At 71.0% G+C, this 12,999-nt stretch carries 13 protein-coding genes; 8 read left to right on the top strand and 5 right to left on the bottom strand.

The window, feature by feature from the left end:
- The first annotated feature begins 30 nt into the window (after positions 1-30).
- Complete coding sequence (locus tag BKA15_RS10390) at positions 31-615, top strand: hypothetical protein (RefSeq protein ID WP_179750494.1); 585 nt, start codon at positions 31-33, stop codon at positions 613-615.
- Between the two features lie 3 nt (positions 616-618).
- On the opposite strand, the gene BKA15_RS10385 is transcribed toward BKA15_RS10390, so the two are convergent.
- Positions 619-1,395, bottom strand: coding sequence for a hypothetical protein (locus BKA15_RS10385; protein ID WP_179750492.1), 777 nt, complete (start codon positions 1,393-1,395; stop codon positions 619-621).
- Positions 1,392-2,285 (bottom strand): ABC transporter ATP-binding protein, encoded by an 894-nt coding sequence (locus tag BKA15_RS10380; protein ID WP_179750490.1) that lies wholly within the window; start codon positions 2,283-2,285, stop codon positions 1,392-1,394. The genes BKA15_RS10385 and BKA15_RS10380 overlap by 4 nt, the downstream gene beginning before the upstream one ends.
- 109 nt (positions 2,286-2,394) lie before the next feature.
- Between BKA15_RS10380 and BKA15_RS10375 the strand changes: the two genes are divergently transcribed.
- The 3 genes from BKA15_RS10375 to BKA15_RS10365 are packed head-to-tail and all read left to right on the top strand — an operon-like array spanning position 2,395 to position 4,986.
- Positions 2,395-3,153, top strand: a complete 759-nt coding sequence (locus tag BKA15_RS10375) for a 2-phosphosulfolactate phosphatase (RefSeq protein ID WP_179750488.1) — start codon at positions 2,395-2,397, stop codon at positions 3,151-3,153.
- Positions 3,154-3,205: 52 nt separating this feature from the next.
- Entirely contained in the window at positions 3,206-4,354 is a 1,149-nt protein-coding gene (locus BKA15_RS10370) for a sensor histidine kinase (RefSeq protein ID WP_179750486.1), read from the top strand.
- Entirely contained in the window at positions 4,351-4,986 is a 636-nt protein-coding gene (locus BKA15_RS10365; RefSeq protein ID WP_179750484.1) for a response regulator, read from the top strand. The genes BKA15_RS10370 and BKA15_RS10365 overlap by 4 nt, the downstream gene beginning before the upstream one ends.
- 1 nt (position 4,987) lies before the next feature.
- Here the strand turns inward: BKA15_RS10365 and BKA15_RS10360 are convergent, their stop codons facing one another.
- The 3 genes from BKA15_RS10360 to BKA15_RS10355 all read right to left on the bottom strand — a co-directional run bounded on the left by BKA15_RS10360 (position 4,988) and on the right by BKA15_RS10355 (position 7,324).
- Complete coding sequence (locus BKA15_RS10360) at positions 4,988-5,869, bottom strand: acyltransferase domain-containing protein (RefSeq protein WP_179750482.1); 882 nt, start codon at positions 5,867-5,869, stop codon at positions 4,988-4,990.
- Complete coding sequence (locus tag BKA15_RS36815) at positions 5,866-6,000, bottom strand: hypothetical protein (RefSeq protein WP_312878930.1); 135 nt, start codon at positions 5,998-6,000, stop codon at positions 5,866-5,868. The genes BKA15_RS10360 and BKA15_RS36815 overlap by 4 nt, the downstream gene beginning before the upstream one ends.
- 64 nt (positions 6,001-6,064) lie before the next feature.
- Complete coding sequence (locus BKA15_RS10355; RefSeq protein ID WP_179750481.1) at positions 6,065-7,324, bottom strand: LCP family protein; 1,260 nt, start codon at positions 7,322-7,324, stop codon at positions 6,065-6,067.
- Between the two features lie 125 nt (positions 7,325-7,449).
- On the opposite strand from BKA15_RS10355, the gene BKA15_RS10350 reads away from it, so the two are divergent.
- The 4 genes from BKA15_RS10350 to iolD all read left to right on the top strand — a co-directional run bounded on the left by BKA15_RS10350 (position 7,450) and on the right by iolD (position 12,998).
- Positions 7,450-8,943 carry an LCP family protein gene (locus BKA15_RS10350; protein ID WP_179750479.1) on the top strand — a complete coding sequence of 498 codons (1,494 nt, stop codon included), beginning with the start codon at positions 7,450-7,452 and terminating at the stop codon, positions 8,941-8,943.
- Between the two features lie 52 nt (positions 8,944-8,995).
- Positions 8,996-10,033 carry a glycosyltransferase family 2 protein gene (locus BKA15_RS10345; RefSeq protein ID WP_179758368.1) on the top strand — a complete coding sequence of 346 codons (1,038 nt, stop codon included), beginning with the start codon at positions 8,996-8,998 and terminating at the stop codon, positions 10,031-10,033.
- Between the two features lie 65 nt (positions 10,034-10,098).
- Positions 10,099-11,088 (top strand): 5-dehydro-2-deoxygluconokinase, encoded by a 990-nt coding sequence (gene iolC / locus BKA15_RS10340; RefSeq protein WP_179750477.1) that lies wholly within the window; start codon positions 10,099-10,101, stop codon positions 11,086-11,088.
- Positions 11,085-12,998: a 3D-(3,5/4)-trihydroxycyclohexane-1,2-dione acylhydrolase (decyclizing) gene (iolD, locus tag BKA15_RS10335; RefSeq protein ID WP_218871186.1), complete on the top strand. Its 1,914-nt coding sequence runs from the start codon at positions 11,085-11,087 to the stop codon at positions 12,996-12,998. Before iolC ends, iolD begins: the two co-directional genes overlap by 4 nt.
- Position 12,999 lies beyond the last annotated feature (1 nt).

Below are 12,999 nucleotides of genomic sequence, written 5' to 3'. Positions count from 1 at the left end.
GCATCGTCCTCGGATGACAGGAGTGTGATCGTGTTCGATGCGCCGATTATCCAGATCGCCGTAGCCGGCCTGGCGTTGCTGGGCGTGCTGGCGACCCTGGCGGCCTATCTGCTGCCGGGGGTGAGAGTGCTGCGGTCGATCGCCGGGGTGATCTGCATCATCGGCGCCGGCGTGATCATCTTCTTCGTGTTCGACTCCGACGAGGACGACGCGCGGGGTTACCTGGCCATGGTCGTGCTGCTCTCCGCGCTGGTCATCGCGGTCCGGCCGGAGAGCCGGCCGAAGCAGCCTCCCGCCGCACCGGCGCCGCCTCGTCCGGCCGCGAGCCCGTACCCGCCGCAGGGATCCCAGCAGGGGCCCGGGCAGCAGGGGCCGGGGCAGCAGGGATACGGGCAGCGGGGGTACGACCAGCAGCAGGGGTACGGACAGCAGCATGGGTCCGAGCAGCAACAGGCGTACGAACAGCAAGGGCCCGGACCGTCGCCCGCCCAGCCCCAGCCCCAGCGCGCGCTGCCGCCCGAGCCGCCGCAGCAACCCCAGCAGACCCAGCAGCCGCAACAGCGGCAGCCGCCGCAGGCCCCGCCGTCGCAGGGCTACCCGCCGTCCGGAGGCTGATCCTCAGACGTCCCGGGTGCGGTACCCGTGCAACCCGGCGACGGCGAAGATGATCAGCCATGCCGTGAGCGCGGGAATCGCGGCCGGCAGCGGCAGGTAGCCGGGCGAGCCCGGGACGGCCAGTCCGGCCAGGCTCTCGATCAGTGCGCCGGGCATCCAGCGCGGCACGGTCTCGCCCCAGGTGGCGGGCAGGAACTGGGCGGTGAGCACGGGCAGCGCGGAGCCCAGGAGCAGGATCAACACGGTCGGCGTGGTCGTCCGCAGTGCCCCGCCGAGGAACACGGCGAGGACGCCCCAGACCACCAGCTGGCCCGGGATGTACACCAGCAGGACCCGGAGCAGCGCGGGATCGCCGATCCACAGCGCGGGATGCCCGGTCGCGGCCAGCATTCCCTGGGTCAGCGCAAAGTTGATCAACGACGTGACGTTGCCGATGATCAGTCCGCCGGCGGCGACCAGGATCGCTTTGGCCAGCAGCACCCGGTTCCGGTTCGCGGTGGCGGCGAAGGTGTAGTTGATCATGCCGTTGCGGAACTCGGCGGCGGCGAAACCGGCCGCGAAGAAGGCATAGGCCCAGACGCCGAAGGTGCTGCCGAAGAACAGGATCTCGTACTTCCCGCCGCCGTCGACGGCCTGGTGCTCGGCCAGCACGGCGGCGCCGCCGAACGCGGTGACCAGGGCGGTGATGCCGAGGGACAGCCCGATCGTGATCGCCAGCACGGCGCGCAGGGTCCGCGAGTGGCGGACCTTGATCAGCTCGGCGTGCAACGTGGTGATCATCGGCCGGCCTCCGTCAGGGTGTGTTCGTGGGTGAGGGCGAGGAAGGCTTCCTCGAGGCCGCCGATCCGGGACAGCTCGCTCAACGGAATCCCTACGGTGAGAGCGATCCGGCCGATCTCGGCCGGCTCAAGCCCGGTCACCGTGAAGGTTCCCGGCCGATCGGGCTCGATCGTCGCGTGCGGCCGCAGGGCCTCGGTGAGCCGGTCGTTGTCGGCCGATCCGACCCGCACTGTGGAGGAGGCGCCGACCAGGTCCGCCAACGGCTGATCGGCCAGCAACCGGCCCTGTCCGATCACGACCACCCGGTCGGCGAGCAGCTGTACCTCGGACAGCAGGTGGCTGGAGACGATCACGGTACGGCCCTCGTCGGCGAGCCCGGCGAGCAGCTCGCGCAGCCAGCGCACTCCGGCCGGGTCGAGCCCGTTCACCGGCTCGTCGAGGACCAGGTTGGCCGGGTCGCCGAGCAGTGCGCAGGCCAGCCCGAGTCGCTGCCGCATGCCCAGTGAGTAGGCGCCGATCTTCCGCCGGCCGTGATCGGCGAGACCGACCAGGTCCAGCACGACCGGGATCCGGTCCGGGTCGAGCGAGGCGGCCGCGGCGAACCAGCGCAACTGCTGTTCGCCGGTCAGGTGGTCGGGCAACGTGGTCGCGTCGAGCAGGGCCCCGACCGTCCGGGCCGGTGTCGGCAGGTCGGCGAACCGGGCGCCGTCGATGGTGGCCTGGCCGGTGGTCGGCCGGGTCAGGCCGAGCACCATCCGCAGGGTGGTCGACTTGCCGGCTCCGTTCGGGCCGAGGAAGCCGGTCACCTGGCCGCACGGCGCGGTGAAGCCGAGGTCGCGCACCGCCCAGCGCTCCCCGTACCGCTTGCCGAGTTCGGTGACCTTGATCATGATCAACAGCGTGCCGGTCCGCACCGGCCTTGCCACAGCGGCGGACGGACCGGTCCGGGTTCCGTTCGTCGGTGCGGCGCGGCGACTTTCGTACCCCTACGGTGGGGTGATGGACCTGCAGCTCGCGCATCGCCAATCCGGCCAGCGGATCCGGTTCGACTGGGGCCCGTCCGGTGCGGAGGCGATCGTCGACGGCGCCGACTATGCCGTGGTCGTCGACGTCTTGTCCTTCACGACCACGCTGTCCGTCGCCGTCGAGCGCGGGATCGCCGTGTATCCGTACCGCTGGCAGGACGAGCGCGCCACCGGCTATGCCGCCGAGCGGGCCGCCGTGCTCGCCGTGGGCCGGTTCGAGCAAGATCAACTTCCCGTCCCGGTGAGCCCGTCCCCGGCGGCGATGGCGGCGGTCGACGGCGTCGAACGGATCGTGCTGCCATCGCCGAACGGATCGGCGATCTCCTTCCGGCTCCGGGATTCGGGTGCGACGGTGATCGGTGCCTGCCTGCGCAACGCGGCCGCGGTCGGGCGGTGGCTGGCGCCGCGCCTGGCAGGCGGAGCGACCTTGGCGGTCGTCGCGGCGGGGGAGCGCTGGCCGGACGGCACCCTGCGGCCGGCGGTCGAGGACCTGTGGGGCGCCGGTGCCGTGCTGGACGGCTGCCGTGACTTCGGGCTCGGAGCCGAGGCCGCGATGGCGGCGGAGGCCTATCTGGCGGTCCGGGACCGGCTGCCGGCAGCGCTCGCCGACTGCGCGAGCGGGCGGGAGCTCGCGGCGGCCGGCTTCGCCGCCGACGTCGCACTGGCGGCCGAGACCGGCGCGAGCGACGTGGTGCCGGTGCTGGACGGCGAGGCGTACGTTCCGGCGAGCTGAACCCTACTTTCGTACGGTTGTCCGGCCCGGCGCCGTTCCCTAGTGTGAACGAGTGATCAAGCGGGTCTACTCCATCGGCCTCGCCGTGCTGACCGTGCTCTCCTCGGTCACGGCGATGTTGATCTTCCCGCAGCTCGACCCGCTGACCGGCGTGGTCGGGCTCCTGGTGCAGCTCGCCGGGGTCGTGGTCGTCGGTTACCTGCGCCCGCCCTTCGCCGGGCTGGCCCTGCTGCTGGTGACGGTGGCGGCGTCCTGGCTGCCGACCGGCTGGCAGGTGGCGTACGACCACCAGTTGATCGTCTGGATCCCGTTCGCCGCGGCGATCGCGAGCAACCGGGTGATCAGTGAGTCGCGGAGCCGGCCGGAGTTGATCTTGGGGCTGGCGCCGCTGCCGCTGTGGTGCCTGGTCACGATCGGTAACGCCGATCCGTCGCCGACCACGGTGCTGGCCGGAATCGCCCCGGTGCTCGGCGGCCTCTGCTTCGCGCTGCTGTCCCGGCTCGGGGACGCCCGCAGAGACCGGCTCGCCGCACTCGAACAGGAACGCCGCACGGCCGAGCGGGAACGGCTGCTGGCCGACTTGCACGACGTGATCACGCACCGGATCACCCGGGTGGTGCTGCGCTCCCGGCAGCTGGCCGCCGTCACGGAGCCGCCGGTCCGGGACGGCCTGTCCGAGATCGAGCGTACGGCGACGGAGACCCTGACCGCGCTGCGGGACTACCTCACCGCCGCCCGGCCCGGGGAGCCGACCACCACCGACCACGGCGCCGGCACCGTGGCGGACCTGCGCACGGAACTGGCCGGAATCGTCGCCGAGGAACAAGGACTCGGGCGCCCCGTCGCCCTGGCCGACCACGACGGTGACGACCGCACCATGATCAGTTCCGCGGTCCGGAGCTGCCTGCTCCGGGCGGCCCGCGAGGCCCTGACCAACGCGGCCAAGCACGCGGCCGAGAGCCCGGTCATGATCGAACTCGTCGCCGGCCGGGGCCGGGTCCGGCTCGCGGTGATCAACGAAGCGCCGACCGAGGGGCCGGACGTCGCGCTGCGCGGCTCCGGGTCCGGTACCGGCCTGCGCGGTCTGGCCAGCCGTTGTCAGCTGCTCGGCGGCGCGTTGACCACCGGCCCGGAGCCGTCCGGCGGCTTCGCGGTCCGGGTGGACCTGCCCGCGGCCGAGCTTGCGGCGGTGTCCGGATGACCCGCCTCACGGTGATCATCGTCGACGACGACCCGTACGTCCGCGACTATCTGAGCGACGCCCTCGGCCGGGTGGACGGGATCGACGTCGTCGGCGTCGCGGCGGACGGTGCCGAGGCGGTCGACCTGGCGATCAGGACCGGACCCGACGTCGTGTTGATGGACATCCGGATGCCCGGGGTCGACGGCATCGCCGCCACCCGGGAACTCGGCGCGCTGGACCCACCGCCCGCGGTGATCTTGATGACCGCGCTCGACACCGACGAGGCGCTGCTCGGCGGGCTCGCCGCCGGCGCCCGCGGTTACACGATCAAGACCGCCCCGGTGGCCGCGATCAGCGAGGCGTTGCGCGCGGCCGCGGCCGGCACCGATGTGCTCTCGCCGGAGGCGACCCGACGACTGGTCGCGCTGGCCGACGGCCCGAAGCCGGCCGCATCGCCGGCGCTCGGTGATCTTGGTGACCGGGAACGTGAGGTGCTCCGGCTGATCGGCGAAGGCGCCTCCAACGCCGCGATCGCCCGTACGCTCTATCTGGCCGAGAGCACCGTCAAGGGTCACGTGTCCCGGCTGATGACCAAGCTGGACTGCCAGAACCGGACCCAGCTGGCCGTACTCGCCCAGCAGTTGGACTGACTCAGGACAGGATGAGCCAGCCGAACTGGATCCGCCAGTGACCGCCGTCGGCGAGGTGATCGAGGACGGCGTGCTCCAGCCGGGTCGTCGGCCGGAGTGCCTGCAGGTCGTCGGGATCCGGGGTCTCGAAGACCCACCGTACGGTCTCCCGGTCGCCCGGCTCCGCGTCGTCGGTAGTCATGAACCGGCGACCGAACCGGACGATGTTGGAGTCCGCGGGCAGCCGGTCCGCGAGCTGCGGGTCGAGCAGCCAGGACCGGCAGTGGCCGATGATCGGCCGGTTCGCCGGGTACTCGTCGGAGAAGTGCCGGCGGAAGAACGCGGCCGTCCGGGCCAGTGATGCGTCGCACTCGGCCGGATCGAGCGGACCGCCGATGGGAATGTGGACGCTGAGCCCGGGCTCGTCGGCCGGTCTTCCGGTGGCCGCGCCGGCCACCGCACCGACCGGCTCCCGGCGGTAGTCGAGCCGGCCGAGCCGGAAGATCAGGCCGCGCCAGACGTCGATCACCCAGGCCGGGCCGTCCAGTCCGCCGGTGCCGAAGATCCGGCGGTGCCGCTCCAGGTTCAGGCTGAGCGCGTTCAGGGTGTGGGCCGAGATCGGGTCCGGCACACCATGATCACGGTGGTCACGGACGACGTCCTCGATCACCGAGAGGCAGGCGTAGGCGACGAAGTAGCGGCCCGCGGCACCCCAGTCTTCCGGGACCTCGGGCAGCACCGGACGGTGATCATGATCACCGATCGAGGCGGCGATCGCCTCGCCCGCCCGTACGATCTCGCGACGGATCCCCGGATCGGACGGGAAGGACGCGACCAGTTCGGCGGCCTCGGCGGCCGGCACGCCGAGCCAGTCCAGCCGTGCCGTCACCCAGTCGGGCGTCACCCGGCCAGCCCTGCCCGGGAACGGCGTTCGGCGGACAGCAGGACCACGGTGATCGGCGCCATGGGTAGGAGCGTGCCCGCCGGCCCGGAACTGCGCAAGGACAGCACTCCGACCGTCCATCGACCGGTCACTTCCGCAGCGACACGCCGTCAAACGCCTGCTCTTGTGACCGGTCAGCGATCTTTCGGGTCGGGTTCAGTTGGGATCGGCGTACTTCTCGAGGTTGCTGGTGTCGCCCTTGGCGAGGTCCTCGAACAGGGCCTTGGACTTGTCCTTGTCCCAGATCATGGCCGAGCCGGCGGAGGTGGAGGCGTTGGCGTCGGAGACCGGGACGGTGAGCGTGATGCCGCCGCCGTTGCCGGTCAGGGAGCGCATGGCCATCGCGGCGCCGAAGAGTTCACCGAAGGTGGTGTCCTGGCCGAGCGTCACGGCGTCGGAGCTGGCGGTGAGCAGGGACCAGTAGCGGACCGGATTGATCACGGTCGCGGGCGAGGCCGCCTTCTCGGCGACGGCGCTGATCATCTCGCGCTGCCGCTCCATCCGGCCCAGATCACCGCGCGGATCCTTGTACCGCATCCGGACGTACGCGAGCGCGGTGGCACCGTCGAACGGCTGGCAGCCCTTCTTCACGTTCAGCTTGCTCTTCTTGTCCTTGATGTCCTTGGGGACGCACATCTCGATGCCGCCGACGGAGTCGATCACGTTGACGAAGCCGCCGAAGCCGACCTCGAGATACCCGTCGATCCGCAGGCCGGTGTTCAGCTCCACCGTCTCCTCGAGCAGTTTCGGGCCGCCCCAGGCGTAGGCGGAGTTGATCTTGTGCTTCTGGCTCCGGCCGGGCACCTTGACGAACGAGTCGCGCGGCACCGAGATCAGCGCGGACCGGCCGACCGGGGGCATGTACAAGATCATGATCGTGTCGGTCCGCTTCCCGGCGGTGTCGCCGGTGCCGAGGCGCTTCTGCTCCTCCGGCGTCAATCCTTCCCGCGAGTCGGAGCCGACCAGCAGCAGGGCGGTGCCGGGCTGCTCCGGCGGCCGCTCGCCGCCGGGCTCGTTGTCCACCCGGTTGATCCGGTTCCAGGCATAGACCGGGCCGGCGACCAGGCCGCCGATCAGCAGAACGACGACCGCGATGATCACCAGGGCCACGATCCGGCCGGTCCGCCGCTTCTTGGGCCGCGCCCCCGGACCGCCGGGACGACCCGGGCCGCCGGGACGACCGGGGCCACCCGGGCCGCCACCGGGCGGCGGTGCCGGCTGGACCGGCTGGGCCGGCTGCCCCGGATAGGGCTGCGCCGGGGCCTGGTAGGGCTGCCCCGGGTGCGGTTGCGCGGGGTGCCTTCCGGGGTCGGTCTGCTGGTCGGCCGGCGACAGGGCACGCGTCTGTTCCGGCTCGGATTCAGACTTGCGGTCGCGGCCGTACAGCCAGTCGAAGTCGTCTTGGCTAGGCGGCATAACAGATGAGCGTACCCGCCGATTTCAGGGTATGGATCGGCGCGCCTGCGTGCGTTCACCGCGACATGAACGAATACTGAACGGCGATCTGCCAATGCGGGCTGACCAGGCAGAAAGGAAGACAGGTGTCGGATACTTCCCCGTTCAGACGCCAGGAATCCGGCCCCTCGCCGGATGCGGTGGAACGCGCGGGCGACCGGATCAAACTGCGCCGCGGACTGACCTACCTCGGGATGACCCTCGTCCTGCCCGGCTCGGCGCAGCTCGCCGCCGGCAACAAGCGGGTCGGCCGGTTCGCCCTCCGGGCCTGGGCCGTGCTGTGGGCCCTGATCGCGATCGCGGTGCTGCTGGCCGTCTTCGCCCGCGGCCTCGCGATCACGCTCTTCACCGCCGACCCGGTGCTTCGGGTGGTGCAGGTGCTGCTGATCGCCGTCGGCATCGCCTGGGCGCTGCTGCTGCTGGACGCCTGGCGGCTGTCCCGGCCGCCGGAGCTGGCCCGGCGGCACCGGCTCGGGTTCGCGATCGCGCACCTGGTGCTGGTGGTGCTGATCTGCGGCGCGCTGTTCGCGACCGCCGGGATCGTGTCGTCGCAGCGGACGCTGATCGCGGGCGTCTTCGCCGGCGGCGGCCGGACCGAGACACAGGCCGGCCGGATCAACGTCCTGCTGCTCGGCGGCGACGCCGGCAAGAACCGGGTCGGGCTCCGGCCGGACAGCCTGACCGTGGCCAGCATCGACGCCGAGACCGGGCGGACCGTCCTGTTCAGCCTGCCGCGCAACCTCGAGGACGTACCGTTCCCGGAGGGTTCGCCGCTGCGGGAGAAGTTCCCGAACGGATTCGGCTGCCCGGACCACTCCTGCATGCTGAACGCCGTCTACACGTACGCGAGCGACCACAAGGAGCTCTATCCCGGGGTCAAGGACCCGGGCGTCCAGGCCACCAAGGAGGCGGTCGAGGGCGCCACCGGGCTCAAGATCAACTACTACGCGATGGTCGACCTGAAGGGCTTCGAGGCGCTGATCGACGCGGTCGGCGGGATTACCCTCGACGTCCACAAACGGGTGCCGATCGGCGGCGGCTCGTCGCGGATCTTCGGCTGGATCGAGCCCGGCGACGACGTGAAGATGGACGGCTATCACGCGCTCTGGTTCGCCCGGTCCCGGGAGGGGTCGTCCGACTACGAGCGGATGGCCCGGCAGAAGTGCGTGATGAACGCGATGCTGAACCAGCTGGAGCCGGTCACCGTGCTGACGAAGTTCAACGAGATCGCCAAGGCGGGCGAGGAGATCGTCGAGTCCGACGTGCCCGCGTCCGAGATCGACAAGCTGCTCGGCCTGGCGCTGAAGGCGAAGGAGCAGAAGATCGCCAGCGTCGCTTTCGTACCGCCGCTGATCCATTCCGGCAATCCCGACTTCGGCGTGATCCGGGGCACGGTCGCGAACAGGATCGCCGTCGCCGAGAACGCCGATCTGCCCAAGGACCAGCGGACCCCGCCGCCGCCCGTCGTCCCGGACCGGCCGAAGCCGCCCGTGACGAAGAAGGCCGAGCCGAAGTCCGACGCGGCCAAGAAGCCGAAGCCGGACACCGATGATCTTGGCGAGATCTGCTCGACCAACTGATCGACTCGCCCAACCCCGGCTCGGTGGGCAGAATAGGCGGGTGACTTCAGCCATGCCGTCCCCGGAAACCGTGGACCAAGATCATCCCGGGGTCAGCGTCGTGATGCCCGTGCTGAACGAGGAGCGCTACCTGGCGACCTCGGTCGGACGGGTGCTGCAGCAGGACTATCCGGGCGAGCTCGAGGTGATCCTGTCCGTCGCGCCGAGCCAGGACCGGACCGCCGAGATCGCCGCCGAACTGGCCGCCGCCGACGCTCGGGTACGGGTCGTCGACAACCCGGCCGGCAAGACGCCCGCCGCGCTCAACGTCGGCATCGCCGCCGCGACGTACGACGTCGTGGTCCGGGTCGACGGCCACGGCGAACTGACCGACCACTACATCGCCCGCGCGGTCGAGGTGCTCCGCCGGACCGGCGCGGCCAACGTCGGCGGCGTGATGGACGCGGTCGGCGAGACGCCGTTCGAGCGGGCGGTCGCGTACGGCTACAACAGCCCGCTCGGGCTCGGCGGCTCGACGTTCCATCTGGAGAACTCGCCGGAGGGCCCGGCCGACACCGTCTATCTGGGCGTGTTCCGCAAGGCCGACCTGCTGGCCGTCGGCGGGTTCGACGAGTCGATGCACCGGGCTCAGGACTGGGAGCTGAACTACCGGCTGCGCAAGAGCGGCCGTTCCATCTGGTTCTCGCCCGACCTCAGGGTCACCTACCGGCCGCGGTCCAGCCTGGCCGCGCTGGCGAAGCAGTTCTACGAGACCGGGAAGTGGCGCCGCGAGGTGTGCCGGCGCTATCCGGAGACGGCCTCCCGCCGCTATCTCGCGCCGCCAACCGCGGTGGCCGGGATCGCCGGCGGCAGCCTGCTCGGGCTGCTCGGCCTGGCCACGCCGGCCGGCTGGCTGAAGCTGGGCTTCCTGGCCCCGCTCGGCTATCTGCTGCTGGTGCTCGGCGGCGCGCTGACCGCTCCGAAGTCGCTCGATCCGGCCGCCCGGGCCCGGCTGCCGCTGGTGCTCGCGGTGATGCATCTCTGCTGGGGTGCCGGGTTCATCGTCGGCCTGCGGACGCCGCCGTCCGAAATGTCAGGACAAAAGCGTTGACACGCTGATCGGCGCTGCATAGCGTCGGAGCGCGCGCCGCCCGTCACGCCGTGAGGAGAGATCAGTTGGAGCGATCGGTGGACGAGGTGCTCACCTTCGGCCGGAGCGGCGTCGACATCTATCCGCAGCAGATCGGGGTTGGGCTGGAGGACGTCCGGACCTTCGGCAAGTTTCTCGGCGGGACCACGGCCAACGTCGCGGTGGCCGCGGCCCGGCTGGGTCGCGAGGCGGCGATCATCACCGGGGTCGGGGACGACCCGTTCGGCCGCTATGTCCGGCAGGAGTTGCGCCGGCTCGGCGTGGACGACCGGCACGTGGTGACGAACACCGAGTACCCGACGCCGGTGACGTTCTGCGAGATCTTCCCGCCGGACGACTTCCCGCTCTGGTTCTACCGGCGGCCGACGGCGCCCGATCTTCAGGTACGGCCGGACGACCTCGACCTCGACGCGGTACGGGCCGCGGGGGTCATGTGGCTGTCGGTGACCGGGCTCAGCGAGCAGCCGAGCCGGGACGCGCATTTCACCGTGCTGGAGGCGCGCGAGCGGAAGCCGATCACGGTGCTCGACCTGGACTACCGGCCGATGTTCTGGGAGTCGCCGGAGGCCGCCCGGGAGCAGATCGCCAAGGCGCTGCCGTCGCTGACCGTCGCGGTCGGCAATGCGGAGGAGTGTGAGGTCGCGGTCGGTGAGTCCGACCCGGACAGGGCGGCCGATGCGCTGCTGGACGCCGGCGTGGAGTTGGCGATCGTCAAGCAGGGTCCGCGCGGGGTACTGGCCAAGACCCGGACCGAACGGGTCGTCTCGCCGCCGATCATGATCACGCCGCTGAACGGCCTCGGGGCCGGCGACGGCTTCGGCGGCTCGCTGGCGCACGGGCTGCTGGCCGGCTGGCCGCTGGAACGGGTGCTGCAGCGGGCCAACGCCGCCGGGGCGATCGTCGCCTCCCGACTGGAGTGTTCGACCGCGATGCCCACCGCGGCCGAGATCGACACGCTGCTCGCCGGCGGCGATCCCAACGCGGACAGGAATCTCGAGAGTCTCGGGAGGGAATGATCATGGGAACCACTCGGTTGACGGTGGCCCAGGCGCTGGTCCGGTTTCTGGCCGCCCAGTATCTGGAGGATGACGGCGTCGAGGAACGCTTGATCGCCGGCTGCTTCGGCATCTTCGGCCACGGCAACGTCGCCGGGCTCGGCCAGGCGCTGCTGGAGTCGGAACTGACCGACCCGTCCCTGCTGCCGTACGTGCTCGGCCGGAACGAGCAGGCCATGGTGCACAGCGCCGTGGCGTACGCGCGGATGAAGAACCGCCGGCAGGCCTGGGCGGTCACCACCAGCATCGGGCCGGGCGCCACGAACATGATCACCGGCGCGGCGCTGGCCACGATCAACCGGCTGCCGGTGCTGCTGCTGCCGGCCGACTCCTTCGCCACCAGGGCCGCCTCGCCCTTGCTGCAGGAACTGGAACTGCCCGGGTCGGGCGACGTCAGCGTCAACGACGCGTTCCGCCCGGTGTCGAAGTACTTCGACCGGATCTGGCGCCCCGAGCAGCTGCCCTCGGCCTTGCTGAACGCGATGCGGGTGCTGACCGACCCGGTCGAGACCGGCGCCGTCACGCTGTGCCTGCCGCAGGACGTGCAGGCCGAGGCGCACGACTGGCCGGACGAACTGTTCGAGCGGCGGGTCTGGCACCTGCGCCGGCCGGCTCCGGAGCCGGCCAGGATCGAGGCCGCGGCCAAGATCATCGCGGCGGCGGAGCGGCCGGTGATCGTCGCGGGCGGCGGCGTGATCTATTCCGGGGCCACCGAGGCTCTCGCCGAGTTCTGCGCGGCGACCGGCATCCCGGCCGGTCAGACCCAAGCCGGCAAGGGCAGTCTGGTCTACGACCATCCGCAGAGCCTGGGCGCGATCGGCGCCACCGGAACCACGGCGGCCAACGCGATCGCCCGGGACGCGGACGTCGTGATCGGCATCGGCACCCGCTACTCCGACTTCACCACGGCCAGCCGGACCGCGTTCGCCAACCCGGATGTGAAGTTCGTCAATCTGAACGTGGCGCCGCTGGACGCGATCAAGCACGCCGGCCTGGACGTGATCGGCGACGCCCGGGAATCCCTGCTGGCGTTGACTTCTCGGCTGTCCGGCTACCGCGTCGCCGGGGAGTACCAGAGCTTGATCACCAGGCTGGCGGCCGAGTGGGAGGCGACCGTCGCCGCGGCCTACCAGGCCGAACCGGGGGAGGGCGGCCGGTTCAGCCAGAGTGCCGTGATCGGCGTGGTCAACGAACTCTCCGCGCCCCGCGACGTGCTGGTCTGCGCGGCCGGCTCGATGCCCGGCGAGTTGCACAAGCTGTGGCGGACCCGGGACCCGAAGGGCTACCACGTCGAGTACGGCTACTCCTGCATGGGCTACGAGATCCCGGGCGGCATCGGCGTCCGGATGGCCTGCCCGGACCGGGACGTGTTCGTCATGATCGGCGACGGGTCGTACCTGATGATGCCGGGTGAGCTGGTCACCGCGGTCCAGGAGAACCTCAAGCTGATCGTGATCTTGGTGCAGAACCACGGCTTCGCCTCGATCGGCGCCCTATCGGAGTCGGTCGGCTCGCAACGGTTCGGCACCCGCTACCGGCAGCGCACCGAGTCCGGCCGGCTGGACGGGGATCTGCTCGGCGTCGATCTTGCTGCTAACGCCGAGAGCCTCGGCGTGGCCGTGATCAGGGCGACGAACCGGGACGAGTTGATCACCGCGATCCGCACCGCGCAACGATCGACGTCCAGCACCGTGATCCACGTCGAGACCGACCCGCTGCTCGGCGCGCCGGACTCGGACTCCTGGTGGGACGTGCCGGTCAGTGAGGTGTCCGAGTTGGACAGCACCGCGGCCGCGTACGAGGTGTACCAGAAGGACAAGGGGAACCAGCGTCCGTACCTACGGCCGACTCAGGAAACGTCAGGAGGGTAGT

The sequence above is a fragment of the Microlunatus parietis genome (assembly GCF_013407955.1).
Classification (GTDB): Bacteria; Actinomycetota; Actinomycetes; order Propionibacteriales; family Propionibacteriaceae; genus Microlunatus; species Microlunatus parietis.
This window is presented reverse-complemented; position numbering and strand designations above follow the sequence as displayed.

Excerpts from the sequence above, each read along its gene's own strand:
- BKA15_RS10355 (WP_179750481.1), bottom strand. The coding sequence starts at position 7,324 with ATGCCGCCTAGCCAAGACGACTTCGACTGGCTGTACGGCCGCGACCGC.
- BKA15_RS10345 (WP_179758368.1), top strand. The coding sequence starts at position 8,996 with ATGCCGTCCCCGGAAACCGTGGACCAAGATCATCCCGGGGTCAGCGTC.
- iolD (WP_218871186.1), top strand. The coding sequence starts at position 11,085 with ATGATCATGGGAACCACTCGGTTGACGGTGGCCCAGGCGCTGGTCCGG.
- BKA15_RS10365 (WP_179750484.1), top strand. The coding sequence starts at position 4,351 with ATGACCCGCCTCACGGTGATCATCGTCGACGACGACCCGTACGTCCGC.
- BKA15_RS10385 (WP_179750492.1), bottom strand. The coding sequence starts at position 1,395 with ATGATCACCACGTTGCACGCCGAGCTGATCAAGGTCCGCCACTCGCGG.
- BKA15_RS10380 (WP_179750490.1), bottom strand. The coding sequence starts at position 2,285 with ATGATCAAGGTCACCGAACTCGGCAAGCGGTACGGGGAGCGCTGGGCG.
- BKA15_RS10375 (WP_179750488.1), top strand. The coding sequence starts at position 2,395 with ATGGACCTGCAGCTCGCGCATCGCCAATCCGGCCAGCGGATCCGGTTC.